Source organism: Streptomyces sp. NPDC102441 (genome assembly GCF_044765585.1).
GTDB lineage: Bacteria > Actinomycetota > Actinomycetes > Streptomycetales > Streptomycetaceae > Streptomyces.
The window spans coordinates 80,055-99,201 of record NZ_JBIWKH010000023.1 but is presented as its reverse complement, the minus strand read 5'-3'; the positions used below and the strand labels follow the sequence as shown (position 1 = coordinate 99,201).

Genomic DNA, 19,147 nt, shown 5'->3' with positions numbered 1-19,147 from the left:
CCCTGGCGCCGCACCTCGCGGCGTTGTCGTCAATCAACAACGCTCCGCGTTGCCTCAATCCTCCGCCTTGCGATGCACGGCACCAGACCCCGCTCCCTGATCCAGCCTGATCCAAACGAAAGACCCTAGTCCGTCCAGTCGCGCGTGCGCCGCTTCGAACAGGTCCGGTCCGAGGCCGGGCGAGAAGGGGTCGGCGAGGTCGTCGTCGCCCTCGGCCGCCGGCCAGTAGTTCTCGGTGTCGTCCCACACGTAGGCGATCGCCGTCGACGCGTCGTCCATCCTCAGGCGGTACACGCCCTTCTTGCTGCCGCCCGCGACCCGCTCGACCGCCTCAAGCCGCCGCCCGCCGCCCAGCGCGGCCCGCGCGGCACCCGCCAGTTGCTCCCGCGTCACTGCCCTGGGTGCCACGTCCGTACCGCCTCTCCGTCACGACAGTCCGCGCACTCTACGGGAGCACCGGCGCGGGGCGGCCGGTCGCCTGCTCGTGGTTCGCGCGCACGCCCACGGCGGCGTACTCCGGCGTGGTGCCGGTGTACGCCGCCGTGGGCGGGAGGGGTACCGCGCTTGTCACGCCCGATGCGAAGGTCCGTACATGAGCCGTCAGTACTTGAGGGCGTCATCCATCTCGGTCTGCCAGAAGGTGACGGCCAGCTTGCTGTCGACGTACACGTCCTTGGCCAGCGGGACGCTCACCATGTTGCCCGCCTGGCCCCTGTCCGTGTTCTGGAAGGCGACTTCCAGGTCCTCGGCGGTGCGGCCGTTCGAGCCGCTGCCGTCGGCCGACGAGGTCAGGACGCCGGCGTAGGCGGACTGGCCGGGGGAGAGCGTGACGACGGCCTGCGGCTGGCTCTCCTCGATGACCGGGGGGACCGACTGCGCATCGCTGAACTTCAGGAACGGGTAGTAGTAGGCGTCGCAGTCCGTCGAACCGGTGTTGGTCACCGTCAGCAGCATGTGGTTGACGGGGCGCTGGACGCTCGTCATCGTGAGCTTCGTGTTCGTGTCCGTGCAGGTGACCCTGGACTCGCTGTCGCTCTTGGTGTCCTGCGGCTTCGCGACAGTCTTCGCGACAGCCTTCGGGGCGGCGGAACCGGAATTCTTGGCGGTGCCCGAACCGGAATCGACGGTTCCGGTGTCTCCGGCGGCCGCCTCCTTGTTCTTGCCCGTGTCCGCCGCCGGAGCTGCCGGAGCCGCCGAGGTGGCGTCGGCCGGCTTCTGGGGCGCGGGGGCCTCGGCGTCGAACGCCGCCGGCGCCGGGTTGCCGCTCTGGCAGGCCGTGAGGGACAGGGCGGCGATCAGGGCGGCGGTGCCCAGGACGGAGGTGCGGGCGGCGCGGCGGAAGCGAAGGTTGCGCATGAGAAGGTTCTCCCCGTTCGAAGGCGGTCGGTGCCCGGGGCGCCGTTTTGGCGCCCTGCGGTGCGGGCGGGTGTACTGGTCGCTGACGTGTGATCAGTGGCGCTACAGGAGTGTGATGACGACTGCGATGCAGACGATCAGTACTCCTGCGGCGACCGCGTCGGTCAGGCTGAGTTCAGGTCGAGTACGCACGGTGGCTCCCGGGACAGGTGAGGGTGGGATGTACGAGTCGCGGGGAACGCCGCGGTGTGTCCACATCCTTTCCAGCCCCGGATTGCCGTGGCAACAGATGCCGGGGCATGCGGGACGCTGGAACGCTCGCAGGCGCTTGACCTGCACGAACATCGCTTCCCTGGGACGCCGTTCCGGGAAGGAAACGGAAGGGAACGGTCGGGGTGGGCACAGAGATCCAGGACTTCGCGGCGCTGCTCAGAGGGCTGAAGGAGCGGTCCGGTCTCAGCTACGGGGCGCTCGCGCAGAAGCTGCACATGAGCACGTCGACCGTGCACCGTTACTGCAACGGTGACGCCGTTCCTCATGACTACGCGCCCGTCGAGCGCTTCGCGCGGGTGTGCCGGGCGTCCTCCGACGAGTTGATGGCCCTGCACCGGAAATGGATCCTGGCCGACGAGGCGAAGCGGCGGGGCACGCGGAAGCCGGAGGCGGGCGGGTCCGCCCCTCCCGTGCCCGCCGCGCCTGAGGCTGCCGTTCCCGTGCCCGCCGCGCCCGGGCAGGTCGAAGCGGAAGCAGAACGTCAGGCGGAGACGGAACCCGCAGTGGAGTCCGTGCCGGAGGACGTGACGCCCGAGGGGGGCGGCCCCGGTACCGAGCCCCCTCCCCGCCGCCGCACCACCAGGAGGCTGCGCGTCCTGCTCACCGCGGTGGCGGTCGTGGCTCTCACCGTGCCCACGGCCCTCGCCGTGCGTGCCCTCGGCGACGACGGTCCGGCCGACGGCGACCGGCGGACAGACGCGGCGCCCAGTCACGCGCAGGCCGTTCCCAGCGGCCGTGTGAGCGGGCACGGGGCCGTGAAGCCGAGCAGGAGTGCCAGTGCGTCGGCGTCGGCCGGGGCGAGCGCTTCGGTGTCGGCAGGGGGCGGCCCCGCCAAGCCCTCGCCGTCCCCGAAAGGGCCGGTGAGCGGCAGCGCCGTGCCGGTGAACGCGACCATCAGTTCATATGACTGGGGATCGCCCTGTGGGAAGTACTACCTGCTCCACCAGGACCCTGACGACGTCCCGAAGCCCCCGGACCCGCAGGACAGGCGGAGCTGGGCGCGGGCGCGCGGAGGGGTGGACGGGGGAGGCCTGAAGCTGGAAGTCACCGTCCAGGGCCTCTCGAACGAGGTCGTCGTGCTGAAGGAACTGAACGTCCGCATCGCCGGCCGGAACCCGGCGCTCGACTGGAGCGCGTACTCGATGGGCGAGGGGTGCGGGAGCGGGATCACCCCGCAGTCCTTCGCGATCGACCTCGACGACGGAATGCCCCTGCCGAAGCCCGTCGCGGGGAAGCAGGGCGACACGGTGGTCCCGGCGACGGAATTTCCGTACCAGGTGAGTTCCACGGACGTGGAGGTGTTCCGCATCGACGCCCACGTGGAGGAGTATGACGTGGCCTGGTACCTGGAGCTCCAGTGGACCAGCGGCGGTCAGAGCGGGGTGCTGCGCATCGACGACGGAGGCCGGCCCTTCCGCACGAGCAGCATCACCGGCAGGCCGGAGTACCTCTACCAGTACGACACGAAGGTGTGGCAGGAGCGGCAGAGCTGACCGCGGGGGCGGTGCCGCCGCGAGCGCCCGCACAGGCTCGCTGCCGGGCGAGACCCCACGCGTACGACGACGGCGGCCCCGCACACCACGTCACGTGGTGTGCGGGGCCGCCGCGCGGAGCGCTCAGAGGCGCTCGGGCGTCCTGATGCCGAGCAGCGCCATGCCCTGGTGCAGGGTGCGGGCGGTGAGGTCGCAGAGGAAGAGCCGGTTCTCGACGACCTCGGCCGGGTTCTCGTCGCTCAGGACGTGGCACTGGTCGTAGAACGTCGTGTAGTGCGAGGCGAGCTGGTAGAGGTACGCGGCCAGCTTGTGAGGCTCGTACCCCGCCGCCACCTCGGACAGCACCTCGTCGAACTGGTCCAGGTGCAGGCCCAGCGCCCGCTCGGCCGGGGCCAGGTCCAGCTCCGGGTGCGCGGCGGGCTCGGCGTCGCCCGCGTTGCGCATGATCGACCGGATCCGGGCGTAGGCGTACTGGAGGTACACCGAGGTGTCGCCGTTGAGCGACACCATCTGGTCCAGGTCGAACTTGTAGTCCCGCACGGCAGAGGTCGACAGGTCGGCGTACTTCACTGCTCCGACGCCGACGTAACGGCCGTTCTCGACGATCTCGTCCTCGGTCAGGCCCACCTTCTCGGCCTTCGCGCGGACTACCGCGGTGGCCCGCTCGACCGCTTCGTCGAGGAGGTCCTCAAGACGGACGGTGGTGCCCTCACGGGTCTTGAACGGCTTGCCGTCCTTGCCGAGGACCGTGCCGAAGGCCAGCTGGTGCGCCTTGACGTCCTCGCTCAGCCAGCCGGCGCGGCGGGCCGTCTCGAAGACCATCTTGAAGTGCAGGGACTGCCGGGCGTCGACGACGTAGAGCAGGGTGTCGGCCTTGAGGTCCTGCACCCGGTTGCGGATCGCGGAGAGGTCGGTCGCCGCGTAGCCGTAGCCGCCGTTGCTCTTCTTGACGATCAGCGGGACCGGGTTGCCGTCCGGGCCCTTCACGTCGTCGAAGAACACGCACAGCGCGCCCTCGGAGCGGACGGCGACGCCCGTCTCCTCCAGGATCCGGCAGGTCTCCTCGAGCATGTCGTTGTACCCGGACTCGCCGACGATGTCGGGGTCGTCGATCTCCATGTCGAGCTTGTCGAAGACGGAGTTGAAGTAGATCTTCGACTCGTCGACGAACCGCTGCCAGTGCGCCAGCGTCTCCGGGTCACCGGCCTGGAGGGCCACCACCCGGTCACGGGAGCGCGCCTTGAACTCCTCGTCGGAGTCGAAGAGGACCCGCGAGGCCTTGTAGACGCGGTTCAGCGACGACATCGCCGCGTCGCCGTCCGCCTTGTCGCCCTCGTGCTTCAGCTCGTCCGGGTGCTCGAAGAGATACTGGATGAGCATGCCGAACTGGGTGCCCCAGTCGCCGATGTGGTGGCGCCGGACGACGTGCTCGCCGGTGAACTCGAGGATCTGGACCATCGCGTCACCGATGACCGCCGACCGCAGGTGGCCGACGTGCATCTCCTTGGCCACGTTGGGCTGGGCGTAGTCGACCACGGTGGTGCCCGCGTCGGCCTTCACCGGGACGCCGAGCCGGTCGCCGTCGGCGGCACGCGCGGCGAGCGTCCGGATGATCGCCCCGTCGGTGAGCGTGATGTTCAGGAAGCCGGGGCCTGACACCTCGATGTCCTTGATCAGGTCACCCGTGGGGAGGGCCGCCGTGACCTGGGAGGCGAGCTCGCGCGGGTTGCCCTTGAGCTTCTTGGCGAGCGCGAGGATGCCGTTGGCCTGGAAGTCGGCCCGGTCGCTTCGGCGCAGCAGCGGGTCCGCGGTGCCGGCATCCGGCAGAGCTGCCGTCAGGGCGTCCGCCAGCTGCTGCTGGAGCGTGGAAGCGAGGGAAGGGACCGAGGCCATGAGCCGGCTGCCGTTTCGGTAGAGGACAAGGGAACACCCCAGTATCCCACGGGGTGCAAAGCCGTTTTCGCGCTGCGGGTGGTACCTGGGAGAATGGGGGTGCCCTCATGGGTGACGCCCCTACGAGTCCTACACGAGAGAAGGACGTGCCGACCGTGGCTTCGAGTCAGAGCAGCACCGAGACCGACTGGGTCTCCCGCTTCGCGGACGATGTCATCGCCGAATCGGAGCGACGTGCGCCTGGCAAACCGGTCGTCGTCGCGTCCGGGCTCTCCCCGTCCGGCCCGATCCACCTGGGCAACCTCCGCGAGGTCATGACCCCGCACCTGGTCGCCGACGAGATCCGCCGCCGCGGCCACACCGTGCGCCACCTGATCTCCTGGGACGACTACGACCGCTACCGCAAGGTGCCGAACGGCGTCGAGGGTGTCGACGACTCCTGGCAGGCGCACATCGGCAAGCCGCTGACCTCTGTGCCGGCCCCGGCCGGGTCGTCGTACGCGAACTGGGCCGAGCACTTCAAGGCCGCGATGACCACGGCCCTGGACGAGCTCGGTGTGGAGTACGACGGCATCAGCCAGACCGAGCAGTACACGGCGGGCACCTATCGCGAGCAGGTCCTGCACGCGATGAGGCACCGGGCCGACATCGACGCCGTCCTGGACCGCTACCGCACAAAGAAGGACGGCGCGGCGGGCGGAAAGGGCGGCAAGAAGCCGCAGCAGAAGAAGGTCGACGAGGCCGAGCTGGAGGCCGCCGAGGGCTCCGGCGCGGCGGACGAGGACGACGGCAGCTCGAACGCCGCCGGCTACTTCCCGTACAAGCCCTACTGCGGCAACTGCGAGAAGGACCTCACCGTCGTCACGGCGTACGACGACGACACCACCGAGCTGAACTACACCTGCTCGGCGTGCGGCTTCGCCGAGACCGTCCGGCTCAACGAGTTCAACCGAGGCAAGTTGGTCTGGAAGGTCGACTGGCCGATGCGCTGGGCCTACGAGGGCGTGATCTTCGAGCCCAGCGGCGTGGACCACTCCTCGCCCGGATCCTCCTTCGTCGTCGGCGGCCAGATCGTGCGCGAGATCTTCGACGGGGTCCAGCCGATCGGACCGATGTACGCGTTCGTCGGGATCTCCGGCATGGCGAAGATGTCCTCCAGCAAGGGCGGCGTGCCGACCCCGGCCGACGCGCTGAAGATCATGGAGGCGCCGCTGCTGCGCTGGCTGTACGCGCGCCGCAGGCCCAACCAGTCCTTCAAGATCGCCTTCGACCAGGAGATCCAGCGTCTGTACGACGAATGGGACTCGCTGGGCCGCAAGGTGGCCGACGGCACGGTGCTGCCCGCCGACGCCGCCGCCTACGCCCGGGCCGTCGGCACGGCCGCCGGGGAGCTGCCCAGCACCCCCCGCCCGCTGCCGTACCGCACGCTCGCCTCGGTCGCCGACATCACCGCCGGTGCCGAGGACCAGACGCTGCGCATCCTCAGCGAGCTCGACCCGGAGAACCCGCTGACCTCACTCGACGAGGCACGGCCCCGGCTCGACCGCGCCGAGAGCTGGATCACCACCCAGGTGCCGGCCGAGGCCCGCACCATCGTCCGGGACGAGCCGGACAAGGAGCTGCTCGGCTCCCTGGACGAGCAGGGCCGTGAGTCGCTGCGGCTGCTGCTGGAAGGGCTCGACTCGCACTGGTCGCTGGACGGGCTGACCACCCTGGTCTACGGAGTGCCGAAGGTGCTGGAGGGGCTGGCGCCGGACGCCAGGCCGACGCCCGAGCTGAAGGTGGCCCAGCGCTCCTTCTTCGCGCTGTTGTACCGGCTGCTCGTCGGCAGGGACACCGGGCCGCGCCTGCCCACGCTCCTCCTCGCGGTCGGGGCGGACCGGGTGCGGACGCTGCTCGGCGCGTAGCACCCAGGATGTGAGAACGGGCGGGCCGCTCAGCGGCCCGCCCGTTCTGTCGTTCGTCGCGCCCTACGCGATGTGGTCCGCGGCCATCTCGTTGTCGAAGCGCTGCTTGAAGCCGGGCAGCAGCTTGCGGAGCAGAGCGGCGCTGCGCGGGTGACGGACGTTGTGGCCGTCCGAGAGGTGTATGTCGAGCACCTCGGCGCTCGGGTAGTCCTGGTGCTGGTGCGTGTACGCGGTGAACACGTCGTACGCGATCTCGCCGAACTCGATCTCGTCCTCGGACCGTTCGGCCGGGTCGGCCTCCTGGGCCGCGTCATGCTCCGGCTCCTGCCGCTGCCCGGGTTCCGGTTCCGCCGAGCGGGGGTGCGGGAACGCGCCGATCGTGCCCACGTTGCCGAGCGGGCGGGTCCGGCCGGGGCCCGAGGGGATCATCACCGGGGTCGGGTCCATGCCCTCTTCGTACCCCGGGTCGTATGCGCCCTCGTACGCCTCGTCCAGGACCTTGGGCGCCGCGAACCAGGGGCTGTCGTGCGAGCCGGGGTCATCCTGGGGGTACTGCTGTTGAGCCTGCTGGTGCTGGTGCTGGGGCTGGTGCTGTTGGTCGTAGGCGTCGTACGGGGTGGCCTGATGCTGCGGCTGGGGCTGCGGGTCGTACGGGAGTTGGGGGTGCTGCTGCTCGGTCTCCACAGCCGCCGGTGCGGGCGGCAGCAGCGCCGGTTCGATGCCCGCGGCGGCGAGGCCGGCCGGGGCGGTCTCGGCGAGTGGGACACCGTACTTCGCCAGACGTAGCGGCATCATCGACTCGACGGGGGCCTTGCGGCGCCAGTTGCGGCCGAATCGGGCCTGGAGGCGGGCCTGGTAGATCAGCCGGTCCTGTTCGAGCTTGATGACCTGCTCGTAACTGCGCAGCTCCCACAGCTTCATCCGGCGCCACAGCTTGAACGTGGGGACGGGGGAGAGCAGCCAGCGGGTGAGGCGGACGCCCTCCATGTGCTTGTCGGCGGTGATGTCCGCGATCCGGCCCACCGCGTGCCGCGCGGCCTCGACGGAGACGACGAACAGGATGGGGATCACGGCGTGCATGCCTGTGCCCAGCGGGTCGGGCCAGGCGGCGGCGCCGTTGAAGGCGATCGTCGCCGCGGTGAGCAGCCAGGCGGTCTGACGCAGCAGCGGGAAGGGTATGCGCATCCACGTCAGCAGCAGGTCCAGCGCGAGCAGGACGCAGATGCCCGCGTCGATGCCGATCGGGAAGACGACCGAGAAATCGCCGAAGCCCTTTTCCTCCGCGAGTTCACGGACGGCGGCGTACGAGCCCGCGAAACCGATCGCGGCGATGAGCACGGCGCCGGCGACGACCACCCCGATGAGTACGCGGTGTGTGCGTGTCAGCTGCATTGCGGCCACCCGCGATCCCCTCCCGACTTCGACGAGCCGGCTCCACTTCGGCACCCGGCGCGGGCACAGCCTGGCACATGGCTGCCCGGCGCGTTGCGTGGGGAGGGGCCGAAGCCCGGTGCTCGGGGGAGCACCGGGCTTCGTAAAGGCACCTCTGGGCAGGGGAGTCGGCGCTCCCGCCGGGTTCAGGTCACGACTTGTCGGCGCTCTTCGCGGACGACTTCGCGGACGCCTTGTCCGAGGTCTTTTCCGAAGCCTTGGCGGACGGGGAGGCCGAGGACTTCCCGTCTCCGGCGCCGACCGCCGCGACGGCCTCCTTGGCGGCCTTCTGGGCGTCCTTGAGCATGTCCGCGGAGGAGGGCTTCTTGGCACCCGCGAATCCGGCCCCGTTGTAGGTGACGCTGACGACGACGTTGCCCGTGCGAGCCACGACCGTCGCGTACTCGAAGTCCTCCTTCGACTTGCTGAGGCCGTACGTCACGGAGGTGGCCTGCTCGCCGAGACCGGTGGCGGGCTTGGCCGAGACCTTCTCGGCACCCTCGGTCGCCTGGGCCTTGGAGACCTGCTTCGTGTACTCGTCCGTCGCGCGCTTGGCGCCGCTGCCCAGGGACTGGTCCGATTCGAAACGGGTCAGGCCGACGTCGAGCCAGCGGTACTGCGAGCCCTTGACGCCGTTGTCGTCCAGGCCGTTCCAGGAGCAGCCGCCGCGGCTCGCGGTGTCGCTGGACTTGCCCGGGGTGCCGCCCTTGGTCTTGGCCTTCGGAACCAGGTCCTCGATGGTCTTCTTGGCGATCGAGGTGCAGGCGTCGGGCAGCGCGGTGAACTTCGCGGGCTCGACGGCCGGCTCGGTCTTCTTCGCGCTCGGAGACGCCGAGGAGTCCGAGCTCTTCGCGTCGCCGGAGTCCGACGAGCAGCCGGCGACGACGAGCATCACCGGAACGGCGGCGCAGGCGAGTATGCGGGACAGTCGCGGGGCTGATCGGTGCATGGTTCCTTCACTCGGACGGCACGGCGGTCTCGGTCGTGCGGTGGTCGGTCGGTACGTCGCTGCGTCGGGAAGTGCGTCGGTCGGTACGTCGGTCGGGGGCCACGGTACGACGGACGGCGACCGGATGCCGCCTTCGGCCGGAGGCCCGGGGACGTGCCCGGGACCCCGGCCGGAGGGCGCCGGGGCCCGGTCAGTCGCTGAGCGCCTCGTCCAGATTCCGCGCCAGGGCCTGGGCCTTCTCCTGCAGTTCCCTGCTGTCGGGAACCTCGGTGACGCCGGCCGGCTGCTCGGTGTAGTGCACGGTCACGATGACGTTCGATGTGCGGAATACCACGCTCACGGTGCGGTGCTGTGCGGTGGAACCTGCCCGGGTGAGCGCATCGTCCAGAAATGCGGCATCCCCGAGGTCGTCGAGCAGCCGCGGCCGGAGGTCCGCGTCGGGATCGGCGTCGGTGGTGCTGCCGGACGGGTCGGCGGAAGGGCCGGCCGACGATGTGCCGCTCGGAGAGCCGGACGGTGTGCCCCCGGCCGGTGCGGAGGCCGATCCGCCGGCCGACGTGGAGGCCGATCCGCTGGGCGTCTCGCTGGGGGTGGCCCCGGACGCCGTGGGAAGGTCGGCGGCCTCCTCCTCCTTCGTGTACACCTCCCGGGCGCGGTCGTCGTCGCTCACGGAGGGGTCGTACGACACGACGCGCTCGAAGTCGATGGACAGATTCCGGGAGGCGTCCGGGGCGTCCGACTTCCAGCGGCAGCCGACCTTGCGGTCGGTGTCGTAGGTGACGGTGGCCGTGCCCTCGTACACCTTCTCCTGCTGGTCCTCGGGCAGCTCGGCGGCGCCCGGCAGCAGGTCCTTGAGCGTGGAACGCGGTACGGCGCTGCATGACTCGGGCAGCGTCCGGTACTTCCCGGGAGGCGCGGCCGTGACCGTCGGGCTGCCGGGCTTGCTGTCGGCGTCGGGGTCGTCGGCGCCGGAGCCGGCGCTGCAGCCGGCGACGAGCGCTACGAGAAGCGCGACGCCGGGTACGTACGCCATGTGTCGCACGGTCCCAGGCTCCCTTCGGTACGAAAACGGGTTGCCGCTCGATAGCGGCCGATGGACACAATGTGTATCGCACGCACCGCTGTGGATGCCGGTCGGCCGACCTGTATGCCGACCTCGGCACCGGTTTTGCGCTTTCAGTATTTTTCGGGGGAATCGAGGGGTTATGTCGTATGTAGAGGTGCCGGGTGCGCAGGTTCCGATCCGTATGTGGGCGGATCCGGCGTCGGTCGAGGACGGCGCGATGCAGCAGCTGCGGAACGTGTCCACGCTGCCCTGGATCAAGGGCCTCGCGGTCATGCCGGACGTCCACTACGGCAAGGGCGCGACCGTCGGCTCGGTGATCGCGATGCACGGCGCGGTCTGCCCGGCCGCGGTGGGCGTGGACATCGGCTGCGGGATGTCGGCAGTGAAGACGTCGCTCACGGCCAACGATCTGCCGGGCGACCTCTCGCGGCTCCGGTCGAAGATCGAGCAGGCGATTCCGGTGGGCCGGGGGATGCACGGCGACACGGTCGACCCGGGCAAGCTCCACGGCTTCCCGACGAGCGGCTGGGACGACTTCTGGTCGCGGTTCGACGGGATCGCCGAGGCGGTCAAATTCCGGCAGGAGCGCGCCACGAAGCAGATGGGAACGCTCGGATCGGGCAACCACTTCATCGAGTTCTGTCTCGATGAGGCCGGATCGGTGTGGCTGATGCTGCACTCCGGCTCCCGGAACATCGGCAAGGAGCTCGCCGACTTCCACATCGGGCAGGCCCAGAAGCTCCCGCACAACCAGGGCCTCATCGACCGTGACCTGGCGGTCTTCATCGCCGACACCCCGCAGATGGCGGCGTACCGCAATGATCTTTTCTGGGCTCAGGAGTACGCCAAGTACAACCGCTCGATCATGATGGGCCTCTTCCAGGACGTGGTCCGCAAGGAATTCAAGAAGGCCGGGGTCACCTTCGAACCGGTCATCTCCTGCCACCACAACTACGTGGCGGAGGAGCGGTACGAAGGCATGGACCTGCTGGTTACCCGGAAGGGTGCGATCCGGGCGGGGTCCGGGGAGTTCGGGATCATTCCCGGCTCCATGGGGACCGGCTCGTACATCGTGAAGGGTCTCGGGAACGCGAAGTCCTTCAACTCCGCGTCGCACGGCGCGGGCCGGCGGATGAGCAGGAACGCGGCCAAGCGGAGGTTCTCCACGCAGGACCTGGAGGACCAGACGCGGGGCGTGGAGTGCCGTAAGGACTCCGGTGTGGTGGACGAGATCCCGGCGGCGTACAAGCCGATCGAGCAGGTCATCGACCAGCAGCGGGATCTGGTGGAGGTTGTCGCGAAGATCAAGCAGATCGTCTGTGTGAAGGGCTGAGACGGGGCCGGTCGTGTGCCGGCCCCGTCCCGCCGGGCCGCGAGGTGTTCGCGGGCCGTGGGGCGTTCACTGGGCGCGGTGGACCTTGGAGTTGGAGGCCTGGGCGCGGGGGCGGACGACCAGGAGGTCGATGTTGACGTGGCTGGGCCGGGTGACGGCCCAGGTGATCGTGTCGGCCACGTCGTCGGCGGAGAGCGGGGCGTCGACCCCCGCGTAGACCTTGGCGGCCTTCTCGGTGTCGCCGCGGAAGCGGGTGGTGGCGAACTCCTCGGTCTTGACCATGCCGGGCGCGACCTCGATCACCCTGACCGGGGTGCCGACGATCTCCAGCCGGAGGGTCTCCGCCAGCACATGCTCGCCGTGCTTGGCCGCGACGTAACCGCCGCCGCCCTCGTACGTGGAGAGACCGGCCGTCGAGGAGAGGATCACGACGGTGCCGTCCCCGCTCGCGGTGAGGGCGGGGAGCAGGGCCTGGGTGACGTTGAGCGTGCCGATGACGTTGGTCTCGTACATCTGGCGCCAGTCGGCGGGGTCGCCCGTGGCGACGGGGTCGGCGCCGAGCGCCCCGCCGGCGTTGTTGACCAGGACGGCCAGGGACCGGAAGGCGGTGGCGAATTCGTCGACGGCCGCGCGGTCGGTGACGTCCAGGGCGTAGGCCGTCGCCTGGTGGCCGGCTTCGGTGAGCTCGGCGGCGAGCGCCTCTATGCGGTCCTTGCGGCGTGCGGTGAGCACCACGCGGTATCCGGCGGCGGCCAGCTGCCTGGCGGTCGCGGCGCCGATGCCGCTGCTCGCGCCGGTGATGACGGCGATGGGGGTGGCGGCCATGCGAACTCCTCGGGCAGCTGATCGGTACGGGGCCAGGATAGGCGGGTGCCCCGGGTGCGGGCTCAGTGGTTTCGGGGGGCCTGCATGATCAACGCCATGCCGGCCAGACAGATCAGACCGAGGCCCGGCCGTCATGCGGGCAGCGGGGTGGGCGCTGCGGGTGGGCCGTGCGGGTGGGGAGGGGCGGCGAACCGGTCCGTATATAGGGGTGATTGCTGGGCAATCGGTATGTTCGGGGCATGCGAGTGACGCGTGGAGCAGTGCGGAAGGTGCCCGCCGTGACGGCGATGGTGGCGGCTGTGGTGCTGGGGCCAGGGCTGTCCGCCGTGGCCGAGCCGGCACCGCGAGGGATCGCCCCGGAGGCGGACGTGTCCCACCACGGACGCGTCTCTCTCCAGGACGAGCGGCTCTGGATCCAGCTTCGGACCGGGAACCGGGGGCCGTCGCCACTCGCCGACGCGACCGTACGGCTGCGGTTCTCCGCACCGCTCGCGACCTGGCAGAGGCTGCCCGAAGGCTGTCTGCGCAGCGACAGCCGGACGGTGCTGTGCGGGACCGGTCCGCTGCGCGTCGCCGGGGAGGCGAGGCGCACCGCCCTCGGGCTGCGCCTCGCGAGCCGGCCGGCCGAGGTCGTGGTGCGGGTGGACACCGTGTGGAACGGTGGCGCGAGCGACCGGAACCGGCGGAACGACACCCATGAGGTGCTGGCCCTTTCCACGGGTGACGCGTACGCCTTCTGAGGCCGGGGCGGGCGGGCAGGACGGCCCCCGAGGCCGCCCGCCCGCAGCCCTTCATGCCGTCGGCGCCTCGTTCCCCGCCTCGCCGAATTCGCGTACGGCGTCCGACACGATGGCTTCCAGACGGGCGTGGTGGGCGCCCCGCCAGTACACCCGCCCGCAGACGGTGCACTCTGCGAACACGTCGTAGGACGACTGCGTGCCCTGCTCCAGCCGGGAGCTCACGGAGCCCTTGTCCGCCTCCGCGAGCTCCCCGTTGCAGGCGGTGCAGCGGGTCCACGGCGCCAGTACGGGGGCGAAGCGGCCCAGGATGTCGCGGAGCTGCTCGTCGGGCCGGTCGCTGTAGACGTACGCCCCCGCCCAGATCTCCCTGCGCCTGAGCAGCCCCCGGTCACGGGAGAGCATGACGCGCCGCTGCTCTGCCGAGAGGGTGGCGAGCGCCGGGTCGCCGATGTCCTCGCTCTCGTACGCGGCGTCCACGCCCAGCAGCCGCAGCCGCCGGGCGAGCGTGCCCAGATGGACGTCGAGCAGGAAGCGCAGCGGCGCACCCGGGACCTGCTGGGGGCGTCGCACCGCCCGCACCTCGACCAGCTCGCCCGCTCCGGGGATGTGGGACACGGGCGCGGGGTGTCCGTCGACGAGGAGCTGACCGGCCTCGGTGAGCGGGATGCCGAGGGACTCCACGACGTGGCCGAGGGTCGACGAGCCGTCCGTGCTGACGGCCGTGCGTCCGCGGCGGCGGTCGTGGGCGACGAAGAGCCGCAGTTCCGGGGCTACTTCGAGGGTGATCTCGGGTCCGTTCACCCGGTCAGGATGCCATTGCGCGGGGTGCGGCGGCGAGAGGATTCCGCGGTGGCCCGCCGGTCGTCGGGGAGCCGGTCGGCCGGAGCGGGCCCGGGGCGGCTGTCAGCGCTGGGCGAAGGCCGCCGGAGGGACCCCCACCGTGGCCGCGAAGTCCCTGACCAGGTGCGCCTGGTCGCTGTAGCCGAGATCGGCGGCGAGTCCGGCCCAGTCGGGTTCGGGGTCCGCCCCGGCGCGCTGCAAGGCCTCGTGGACGCGGTGGCGGAGGATGACCCACTTGGGCCCGACCCCCACACAGGTGGAGAACAGCCGCTGCAGCGAGCGGACGGACAGGCCCCCCGCGCGGGCGAGGGCGTCGACCCGCAGCAGCGAGCGGTCCGTGCGTACGAGCTCGGCGAGCTCCGTCGCGAGCTCCGCCTGGGGGTCCGGCGGGGGCAGGAGCGACAGCAGATACGCGTCCAGTGCCGCGACCCGGGCGTCCTCGTCGGCCGGACCGAGCACGGCCCCCGCCGTCGCGGAGGCGAGCGGCCCGTGCTCCGGGGCGGCCAGCACCTCGTCGGCGGGGACCCGGCGCCCGGTCCACCCGGACACGGGCCGGTGCGGGGCGAACGGCCGGAAGGCCCCGGGCCGGAACTTCACGCCGCACACCCGTCCCCTGCCCTCAAGACGCCGGGTGAACAGGCCTTCCACGATGCCGTAGACCTCGGCGAAGCCCGCCCGCTCCGCCTCGCTGCCGTGCTCCGTCCGCTGGAAGACCAGGTGGACGCTCGGGTGCGGTACGACCTGTGAGGTGTACGGCTCAGGGAGGTCCCAGTCGATCAGCCAGTAGTGCTCCACATGCGGACGCAGCGCGGGCGAGGGGTCACGGAGGCGGAAGCGGACACGGGTGAACAGATCGGGGGCGTCGACGATGCCCCGGGTCTCACGTCCGGGTCCGGCCATGGCCGGATCCTATGGGCTGTCCCTGTCGCGTTTCTTCAAGACGCCGTGGCCGGCCGGGTGCATCGTCGGAACCATGAAGACGATCAGTGAACTACTCGAACGAGCAGCGGCGCAGGCGGTCCCCGTCGTGCGGGGCATCGACGACGGCCGGCTGGCCGGTGCCACCCCGTGCAGCGAGTACGACGTCCGGGCCCTGCTGAACCATCTCTTCCTCGTGATCGACAACTTCCGGGTCCTGGCGGCCAAGGGGTCCCCCGACTTCAGCGGGACCGATGACGTCGTCACCGGTGACTGGCGCGGCCGGTTCGAGGACGGGACGGCGCTGCTGGTGAAGGCCTGGGCCGAGCCGGGGGCGGAGGAAGGGGAATCCGGAGGCATGGCGATGCCCGCCAGGACGGTGGGGCTCATGGTGCTGGGAGACCTGACCGTGCACGCCTGGGACCTGGCACGGGCCACGGGACAGGACTTCGTGCCGGACCCGGCCGTGGTGACGGAGCTGGAGCCGGGCCTGGCGGCGATGGCCCCGCAGGCCCGGGAGATGAAGGTGTTCGGTGAGCCGTTCCCCGTGGAGCCCGGGGCTACCGCCTTCGAGCGGGTGCTGGCCGTGACGGGCCGCGATCCCGGCTGGCGTCCGGACCACCGCTGACGGCGGGGGTGTTCCCGGCCGGATGCGGGGTGGCCGGGCCGGCGTAGAGCCCGCCGAGGGCGGCGTACGAGCCCTCGACGACGGTCCCGGCCAGGATCAGTGCGTCGCGTGCGGCGGTACGGGCCGCCCGGCGGGTGTACGGCGGCGGAGGGCGCCGGCGCTGCCGTCGGCAGTCGCACACGGCGTACACCCCGCTCGCGACGACCACCGCCGGGACGGTCAGGGCCAGCAGCAGGTCATCCATGCAAGGGCCTCCTCGGGAGTCGTGCTCCTTGCATCGGCAGACCCGGCGGTGCGGCTGGAGGTCACTCTTCGGCCAATGAATGGCCGAAGGACACCCTTCGCGTCCCTGGGGCGGGGCCTCCCGGGAGCGGCCGGGCCGCCCGGTACAGGCCTGCGGCCGGGGCGGCGCGGTCGCGGGACCGGCGGTGCCGCCGTCAGGGCCACACCAGGCAGTACGCCTGGTGCCCCGCGTCGTGCAGCCGGTGGGAGAAGTCCTGCCACTCGTGGAGCAGTTGGTAGACGTGGAACGCGTCGCGCGGGCCGCCGCGGTCCGGGACCGTGGACCAGATGAAGGCCGCCGCGCCGACCGATTCCTCGCCGACGTCCCGCAGCGGGTCGACCACCGTCATCGGCAGCTTGACCACCGCGTAGTCGGGATGGAGCACGACGAGCTCCAGCGGAGGGACCTTGTTCAGGGGTATGCCCTGTATGCCGGTGAGGACCATGGCCGCCACCGTCTCGGGCTTGATCTTGCTGAACATGCCGCCCATGCCCAGCTCGTCGCCGCCCAGCTCCTCGGGGCGCATGGAAATGGGCACACGTGCGGCGGTGGCCCCGTCAGGGGCACCGAAGTACTTGTAGGTCACCCCCACCCGTCCACTGCTCCTGCTCCCCGAACCGTCGACGCCGCCCGCCTGGACGTCCCGCACGCGCTCGGCCTCGCGCTCGGCCTTGCGCCGGTGCCGCCCTCGCCGGGCAGGCTCGGGCCCCAGGTCGTCGGTCCCTTCGCCCACTCCGCCACCGCGATGCATATCTCATCCACCCGACTACTTCTTAGGAGACACAGCCCCGCCGCGCAACCCGATCATCGTCAGTGACCTCCCCCACGGGCGTGCGGTGAAACACCTGTCCGCAAGACCGTCGACGCCTCTGACACCATGGCATGTGTGAGCTTTCCCTTATGACGCCCCAGTTTCGCAGACGCGAGGAGACTGACGCCCTTTCGTTGTACGAGCCTCATACGGGCAGCGCGCGCACCCTGCTCACCGGCGGCCGGGAATACCGGCCAGGCCCCCCGAATCCCGAATCGCAGATCAGGACCAAAGTGGCGTATTCATACGAAGCCCCAGTTTCGCAGACGCTTTTCGACCGTGCGTCCCTCGTGACGCCCGGCGGCGTGAACTCTCCCGTGCGTGCCTTCCGGGCCGTGGGCGGTACGCCCCGGTTCATGGTGTCCGGTACGGGCCCGTACCTCACCGACGCCGACGGCCGTGAGTACGTCGACCTCGTGTGTTCGTGGGGGCCGATGATCCTCGGCCACGCGCACCCCGACGTCACCGCCGCCGTCCAGGACGCGGTGGCCCGGGGTACCTCGTTCGGTACGCCGGGGGAGGGCGAGGTCGCGCTCGCCGAGGAGATCGTGGCCCGGATCGAGCCCGTGGAGCAGGTGCGGCTGGTGTCGTCCGGCACCGAGGCGACCATGTCCGCGATCCGGCTCGCCCGTGGATTCACCGGCCGCGCCAAGGTCGTGAAGTTCGCCGGGTGCTATCACGGGCACGTCGACGCGCTGCTGGCCGCTGCCGGCTCCGGTGTGGCCACTTTCGGTCTGCCCGACACGCCCGGCGTGACCGGCGCCCAGGCGGGCGACACAATCGTGGTGCCGTACAACGACCTGGAGGCCGTGCGCGCCGTGTTCGCCGCGCAGCCGGGTGAGATCGCCTGCGTGATCACCGAGGCGTCGCCGGGCAACATGGGCGTCGTGCCGCCGGTGGACGGCTTCAACGCCGGGCTGAAGGAGATCTGTGCGGCCGACGGCGCGCTGTACATCTCCGACGAGGTGATGACCGGCTTCCGTACGTCCAAGGCCGGCTGGTACGGCATCGACGGTGTGCGGCCCGACCTGATGACCTTCGGCAAGGTCATGGGCGGTGGCTTCCCGGCCGCGGCCTTCGGCGGCCGCGCCGACGTGATGGCGCACCTGGCGCCCGCCGGCCCCGTCTACCAGGCGGGCACCCTCTCCGGGAACCCGGTGGCCACCGCCGCCGGCCTCGCCCAGCTGCGGCTGCTGGACGACGCGGCGTACGCGAAGGTCGACGCGGTCTCCGCGGAGCTGCGCTCCATGGTCGGCGAGGCGTTCACCAAGGAGGGCGTCGCACACACGGTGTCGGCGGCGAGCAACATGTTCTCCGTCTTCTTCACCGGCGAGCCCGTGCGGAACTACGAGGACGCGAAGAAGCAGGACGCTTTCCGCTTCACCGCGTTCTTCCACTCGATGCTGGAGCAGGGCGTGTACCTGCCGCCCTCCGCCTTCGAGTCCTGGTTCGTCTCCACCGCCCACGACGAGCGTGCGCTGGAGCGGATCGCCGCGGCGCTGCCCGCCGCCGCCCGCGCCGCATCGGAGGCCACCGCATGAGCGAGAACAGCGCGAAGGACATCACCGTCGTCCATCTGATGCGACACGGTGAGGTGCACAACCCGGACGGTGTGCTCTACGGCCGCCGGGCCGGCTACAGCCTGTCCGACCTCGGCCTCAGGATGGCCGACCGGGTCGCCGAGCATCTGGAGAAGCGCGACATCACGCATGTCGTGGCCTCCCCGCTGGAGCGCGCCCAGGAGACGGCCACGCCGATCGCCAAGTCGCAGGGCGTGGACCTGGCCACGGACGGGCGCCTCATCGAGGCCGCCAACGTCTTCGAGGGCAAGACCTTCGGGGTCGGCGACGGCGCGCTGCGCAAGCCCGAGAACTGGAAGCACCTCACCAACCCCTTCAAGCCGTCCTGGGGTGAGCCGTACATCGAGCAGGTCGTACGGATGATGGGCGCCCTGGACGCGGCGCGCGACGCCGCCCGGGGGCACGAGGCGGTCTGCGTCAGTCACCAGCTGCCGATCTGGATCGTGCGGAGCTTCGTGGAGCGGCGCCGGCTGTGGCACGACCCGCGCAAGCGGCAGTGCACCCTGGCCTCGCTGACGACCTTCACATATCAGGGCGACGAGATCGTGTCCGTGGGATACACCGAGCCCGCCCGGGACCTCGTGCCCGCGCATCTCCTCCCGGGTGCCAAGCCGGTCAAGGGGAAGTCCAAGGCGTTCGGAGCGTAGCCGCCCGTTACGTGCCGCGTGGGGCCGGGCGTGCCCCGCTGTTCTGTGCGACAGGTGCAGCACCTGTAAGGGTGCGTTCACGTAACAACTTTTGTGATTATCAGTGGAACCGTCGTGTTGGTTTCCTCATCTAAGCCATCGCCAGTTTGTATGGCTTTGAGGTAATACGACCGC

At 70.7% G+C, this 19,147-nt stretch carries 18 protein-coding genes and 1 pseudogene; 7 read left to right on the top strand and 12 right to left on the bottom strand.

Annotated features, from left to right (window positions below; translation table 11 throughout):
* Window positions 1–135 precede the first annotated feature (135 nt).
* The 3 genes and pseudogenes from ACIREO_RS36840 to ACIREO_RS36830 form a co-directional block, all read right to left on the bottom strand.
* Window positions 136–393: pseudogene (locus tag ACIREO_RS36840) on the bottom strand (aminoglycoside phosphotransferase family protein); the annotation flags it as partial.
* A gap of 52 nt (window positions 394–445) precedes the next feature.
* Complete coding sequence (locus ACIREO_RS36835) at window positions 446–571, bottom strand: hypothetical protein (protein WP_404118647.1); 126 nt, start codon at window positions 569–571, stop codon at window positions 446–448.
* A gap of 29 nt (window positions 572–600) precedes the next feature.
* Window positions 601–1,356 carry a DUF4232 domain-containing protein gene (locus ACIREO_RS36830; protein WP_404118644.1) on the bottom strand — a complete coding sequence of 252 codons (756 nt, stop codon included), beginning with the start codon at window positions 1,354–1,356 and terminating at the stop codon, window positions 601–603.
* A gap of 395 nt (window positions 1,357–1,751) precedes the next feature.
* Here ACIREO_RS36830 and ACIREO_RS36825 point away from each other — a divergent pair, with 395 nt between their 5' ends.
* The gene (locus ACIREO_RS36825) at window positions 1,752–3,122 is read left to right on the top strand and encodes a helix-turn-helix domain-containing protein (protein WP_404118641.1); all 1,371 of its coding nucleotides are present in this window, start codon (window positions 1,752–1,754) and stop codon (window positions 3,120–3,122) included.
* 123 nt (window positions 3,123–3,245) lie between these two features.
* Here ACIREO_RS36825 and argS read toward each other — a convergent pair whose 3' ends face one another.
* Complete coding sequence (argS, locus tag ACIREO_RS36820) at window positions 3,246–5,015, bottom strand: arginine--tRNA ligase (protein ID WP_404118639.1); 1,770 nt, start codon at window positions 5,013–5,015, stop codon at window positions 3,246–3,248.
* A 146-nt stretch (window positions 5,016–5,161) separates the two neighbouring features.
* On the opposite strand from argS, the gene lysS reads away from it, so the two are divergent.
* Window positions 5,162–6,922: a lysine--tRNA ligase gene (gene lysS / locus ACIREO_RS36815; protein WP_404118636.1), complete on the top strand. Its 1,761-nt coding sequence runs from the start codon at window positions 5,162–5,164 to the stop codon at window positions 6,920–6,922.
* Window positions 6,923–6,985: 63 nt separating this feature from the next.
* Here lysS and ACIREO_RS36810 read toward each other — a convergent pair whose 3' ends face one another.
* The 3 genes from ACIREO_RS36810 to ACIREO_RS36800 all read right to left on the bottom strand — a co-directional run bounded on the left by ACIREO_RS36810 (window position 6,986) and on the right by ACIREO_RS36800 (window position 10,335).
* Window positions 6,986–8,323 carry a DUF2637 domain-containing protein gene (locus ACIREO_RS36810; RefSeq protein ID WP_404118633.1) on the bottom strand — a complete coding sequence of 446 codons (1,338 nt, stop codon included), beginning with the start codon at window positions 8,321–8,323 and terminating at the stop codon, window positions 6,986–6,988.
* Between the two features lie 181 nt (window positions 8,324–8,504).
* Window positions 8,505–9,302, bottom strand: coding sequence for a DUF3558 domain-containing protein (locus ACIREO_RS36805; protein WP_404118630.1), 798 nt, complete (start codon window positions 9,300–9,302; stop codon window positions 8,505–8,507).
* A gap of 190 nt (window positions 9,303–9,492) precedes the next feature.
* Window positions 9,493–10,335 carry a DUF3558 domain-containing protein gene (locus ACIREO_RS36800; protein ID WP_404118628.1) on the bottom strand — a complete coding sequence of 281 codons (843 nt, stop codon included), beginning with the start codon at window positions 10,333–10,335 and terminating at the stop codon, window positions 9,493–9,495.
* Between the two features lie 172 nt (window positions 10,336–10,507).
* Here ACIREO_RS36800 and ACIREO_RS36795 point away from each other — a divergent pair, with 172 nt between their 5' ends.
* A complete protein-coding gene (locus ACIREO_RS36795; RefSeq protein ID WP_404118626.1) occupies window positions 10,508–11,701 on the top strand; it encodes an RtcB family protein in 1,194 nt (397 codons plus the stop codon).
* A 66-nt stretch (window positions 11,702–11,767) separates the two neighbouring features.
* On the opposite strand, the gene ACIREO_RS36790 is transcribed toward ACIREO_RS36795, so the two are convergent.
* A complete protein-coding gene (locus ACIREO_RS36790) occupies window positions 11,768–12,526 on the bottom strand; it encodes an SDR family NAD(P)-dependent oxidoreductase (protein WP_404118624.1) in 759 nt (252 codons plus the stop codon).
* Between the two features lie 239 nt (window positions 12,527–12,765).
* Between ACIREO_RS36790 and ACIREO_RS36785 the strand changes: the two genes are divergently transcribed.
* Window positions 12,766–13,266 (top strand): hypothetical protein, encoded by a 501-nt coding sequence (locus ACIREO_RS36785; protein ID WP_404118621.1) that lies wholly within the window; start codon window positions 12,766–12,768, stop codon window positions 13,264–13,266.
* A 51-nt stretch (window positions 13,267–13,317) separates the two neighbouring features.
* Here ACIREO_RS36785 and ACIREO_RS36780 read toward each other — a convergent pair whose 3' ends face one another.
* Together ACIREO_RS36780 and ACIREO_RS36775 are read right to left on the bottom strand one after the other, a co-directional pair.
* Window positions 13,318–14,067 carry a Mut7-C RNAse domain-containing protein gene (locus tag ACIREO_RS36780; protein ID WP_404118619.1) on the bottom strand — a complete coding sequence of 250 codons (750 nt, stop codon included), beginning with the start codon at window positions 14,065–14,067 and terminating at the stop codon, window positions 13,318–13,320.
* A gap of 102 nt (window positions 14,068–14,169) precedes the next feature.
* Entirely contained in the window at window positions 14,170–15,006 is an 837-nt protein-coding gene (locus tag ACIREO_RS36775) for a DUF6597 domain-containing transcriptional factor (protein ID WP_404118616.1), read from the bottom strand.
* 73 nt (window positions 15,007–15,079) lie between these two features.
* Here ACIREO_RS36775 and ACIREO_RS36770 point away from each other — a divergent pair, with 73 nt between their 5' ends.
* Complete coding sequence (locus ACIREO_RS36770) at window positions 15,080–15,652, top strand: TIGR03086 family metal-binding protein (RefSeq protein WP_404118613.1); 573 nt, start codon at window positions 15,080–15,082, stop codon at window positions 15,650–15,652.
* On the opposite strand, the gene ACIREO_RS36765 is transcribed toward ACIREO_RS36770, so the two are convergent.
* Both ACIREO_RS36765 and ACIREO_RS36760 read right to left on the bottom strand, forming a co-directional pair.
* Window positions 15,585–15,896: a hypothetical protein gene (locus tag ACIREO_RS36765; RefSeq protein WP_404118611.1), complete on the bottom strand. Its 312-nt coding sequence runs from the start codon at window positions 15,894–15,896 to the stop codon at window positions 15,585–15,587. The genes ACIREO_RS36770 and ACIREO_RS36765 overlap by 68 nt on opposite strands.
* Window positions 15,897–16,089: 193 nt before the next feature.
* Window positions 16,090–16,686, bottom strand: a complete 597-nt coding sequence (locus ACIREO_RS36760; RefSeq protein WP_404118608.1) for a hypothetical protein — start codon at window positions 16,684–16,686, stop codon at window positions 16,090–16,092.
* A 293-nt stretch (window positions 16,687–16,979) separates the two neighbouring features.
* Here ACIREO_RS36760 and hemL point away from each other — a divergent pair, with 293 nt between their 5' ends.
* A complete protein-coding gene (hemL, locus tag ACIREO_RS36755) occupies window positions 16,980–18,287 on the top strand; it encodes a glutamate-1-semialdehyde 2,1-aminomutase (protein ID WP_404118606.1) in 1,308 nt (435 codons plus the stop codon).
* Window positions 18,284–18,973: a histidine phosphatase family protein gene (locus ACIREO_RS36750; RefSeq protein ID WP_404118604.1), complete on the top strand. Its 690-nt coding sequence runs from the start codon at window positions 18,284–18,286 to the stop codon at window positions 18,971–18,973. Before hemL ends, ACIREO_RS36750 begins: the two co-directional genes overlap by 4 nt.
* Window positions 18,974–19,147: the final 174 nt, after the last annotated feature.

Excerpts from the sequence above, each read along its gene's own strand:
- ACIREO_RS36765 (WP_404118611.1), bottom strand. The coding sequence starts at position 15,896 with ATGGATGACCTGCTGCTGGCCCTGACCGTCCCGGCGGTGGTCGTCGCG.
- ACIREO_RS36785 (WP_404118621.1), top strand. The coding sequence starts at position 12,766 with ATGCGAGTGACGCGTGGAGCAGTGCGGAAGGTGCCCGCCGTGACGGCG.
- ACIREO_RS36800 (WP_404118628.1), bottom strand. The coding sequence starts at position 10,335 with ATGGCGTACGTACCCGGCGTCGCGCTTCTCGTAGCGCTCGTCGCCGGC.
- ACIREO_RS36830 (WP_404118644.1), bottom strand. The coding sequence starts at position 1,356 with ATGCGCAACCTTCGCTTCCGCCGCGCCGCCCGCACCTCCGTCCTGGGC.
- ACIREO_RS36760 (WP_404118608.1), bottom strand. The coding sequence starts at position 16,686 with ATGCATCGCGGTGGCGGAGTGGGCGAAGGGACCGACGACCTGGGGCCC.
- ACIREO_RS36770 (WP_404118613.1), top strand. The coding sequence starts at position 15,080 with ATGAAGACGATCAGTGAACTACTCGAACGAGCAGCGGCGCAGGCGGTC.
- argS (WP_404118639.1), bottom strand. The coding sequence starts at position 5,015 with ATGGCCTCGGTCCCTTCCCTCGCTTCCACGCTCCAGCAGCAGCTGGCG.
- ACIREO_RS36805 (WP_404118630.1), bottom strand. The coding sequence starts at position 9,302 with ATGCACCGATCAGCCCCGCGACTGTCCCGCATACTCGCCTGCGCCGCC.
- ACIREO_RS36795 (WP_404118626.1), top strand. The coding sequence starts at position 10,508 with ATGTCGTATGTAGAGGTGCCGGGTGCGCAGGTTCCGATCCGTATGTGG.
- ACIREO_RS36750 (WP_404118604.1), top strand. The coding sequence starts at position 18,284 with ATGAGCGAGAACAGCGCGAAGGACATCACCGTCGTCCATCTGATGCGA.
- ACIREO_RS36775 (WP_404118616.1), bottom strand. The coding sequence starts at position 15,006 with ATGGCCGGACCCGGACGTGAGACCCGGGGCATCGTCGACGCCCCCGAT.
- ACIREO_RS36790 (WP_404118624.1), bottom strand. The coding sequence starts at position 12,526 with ATGGCCGCCACCCCCATCGCCGTCATCACCGGCGCGAGCAGCGGCATC.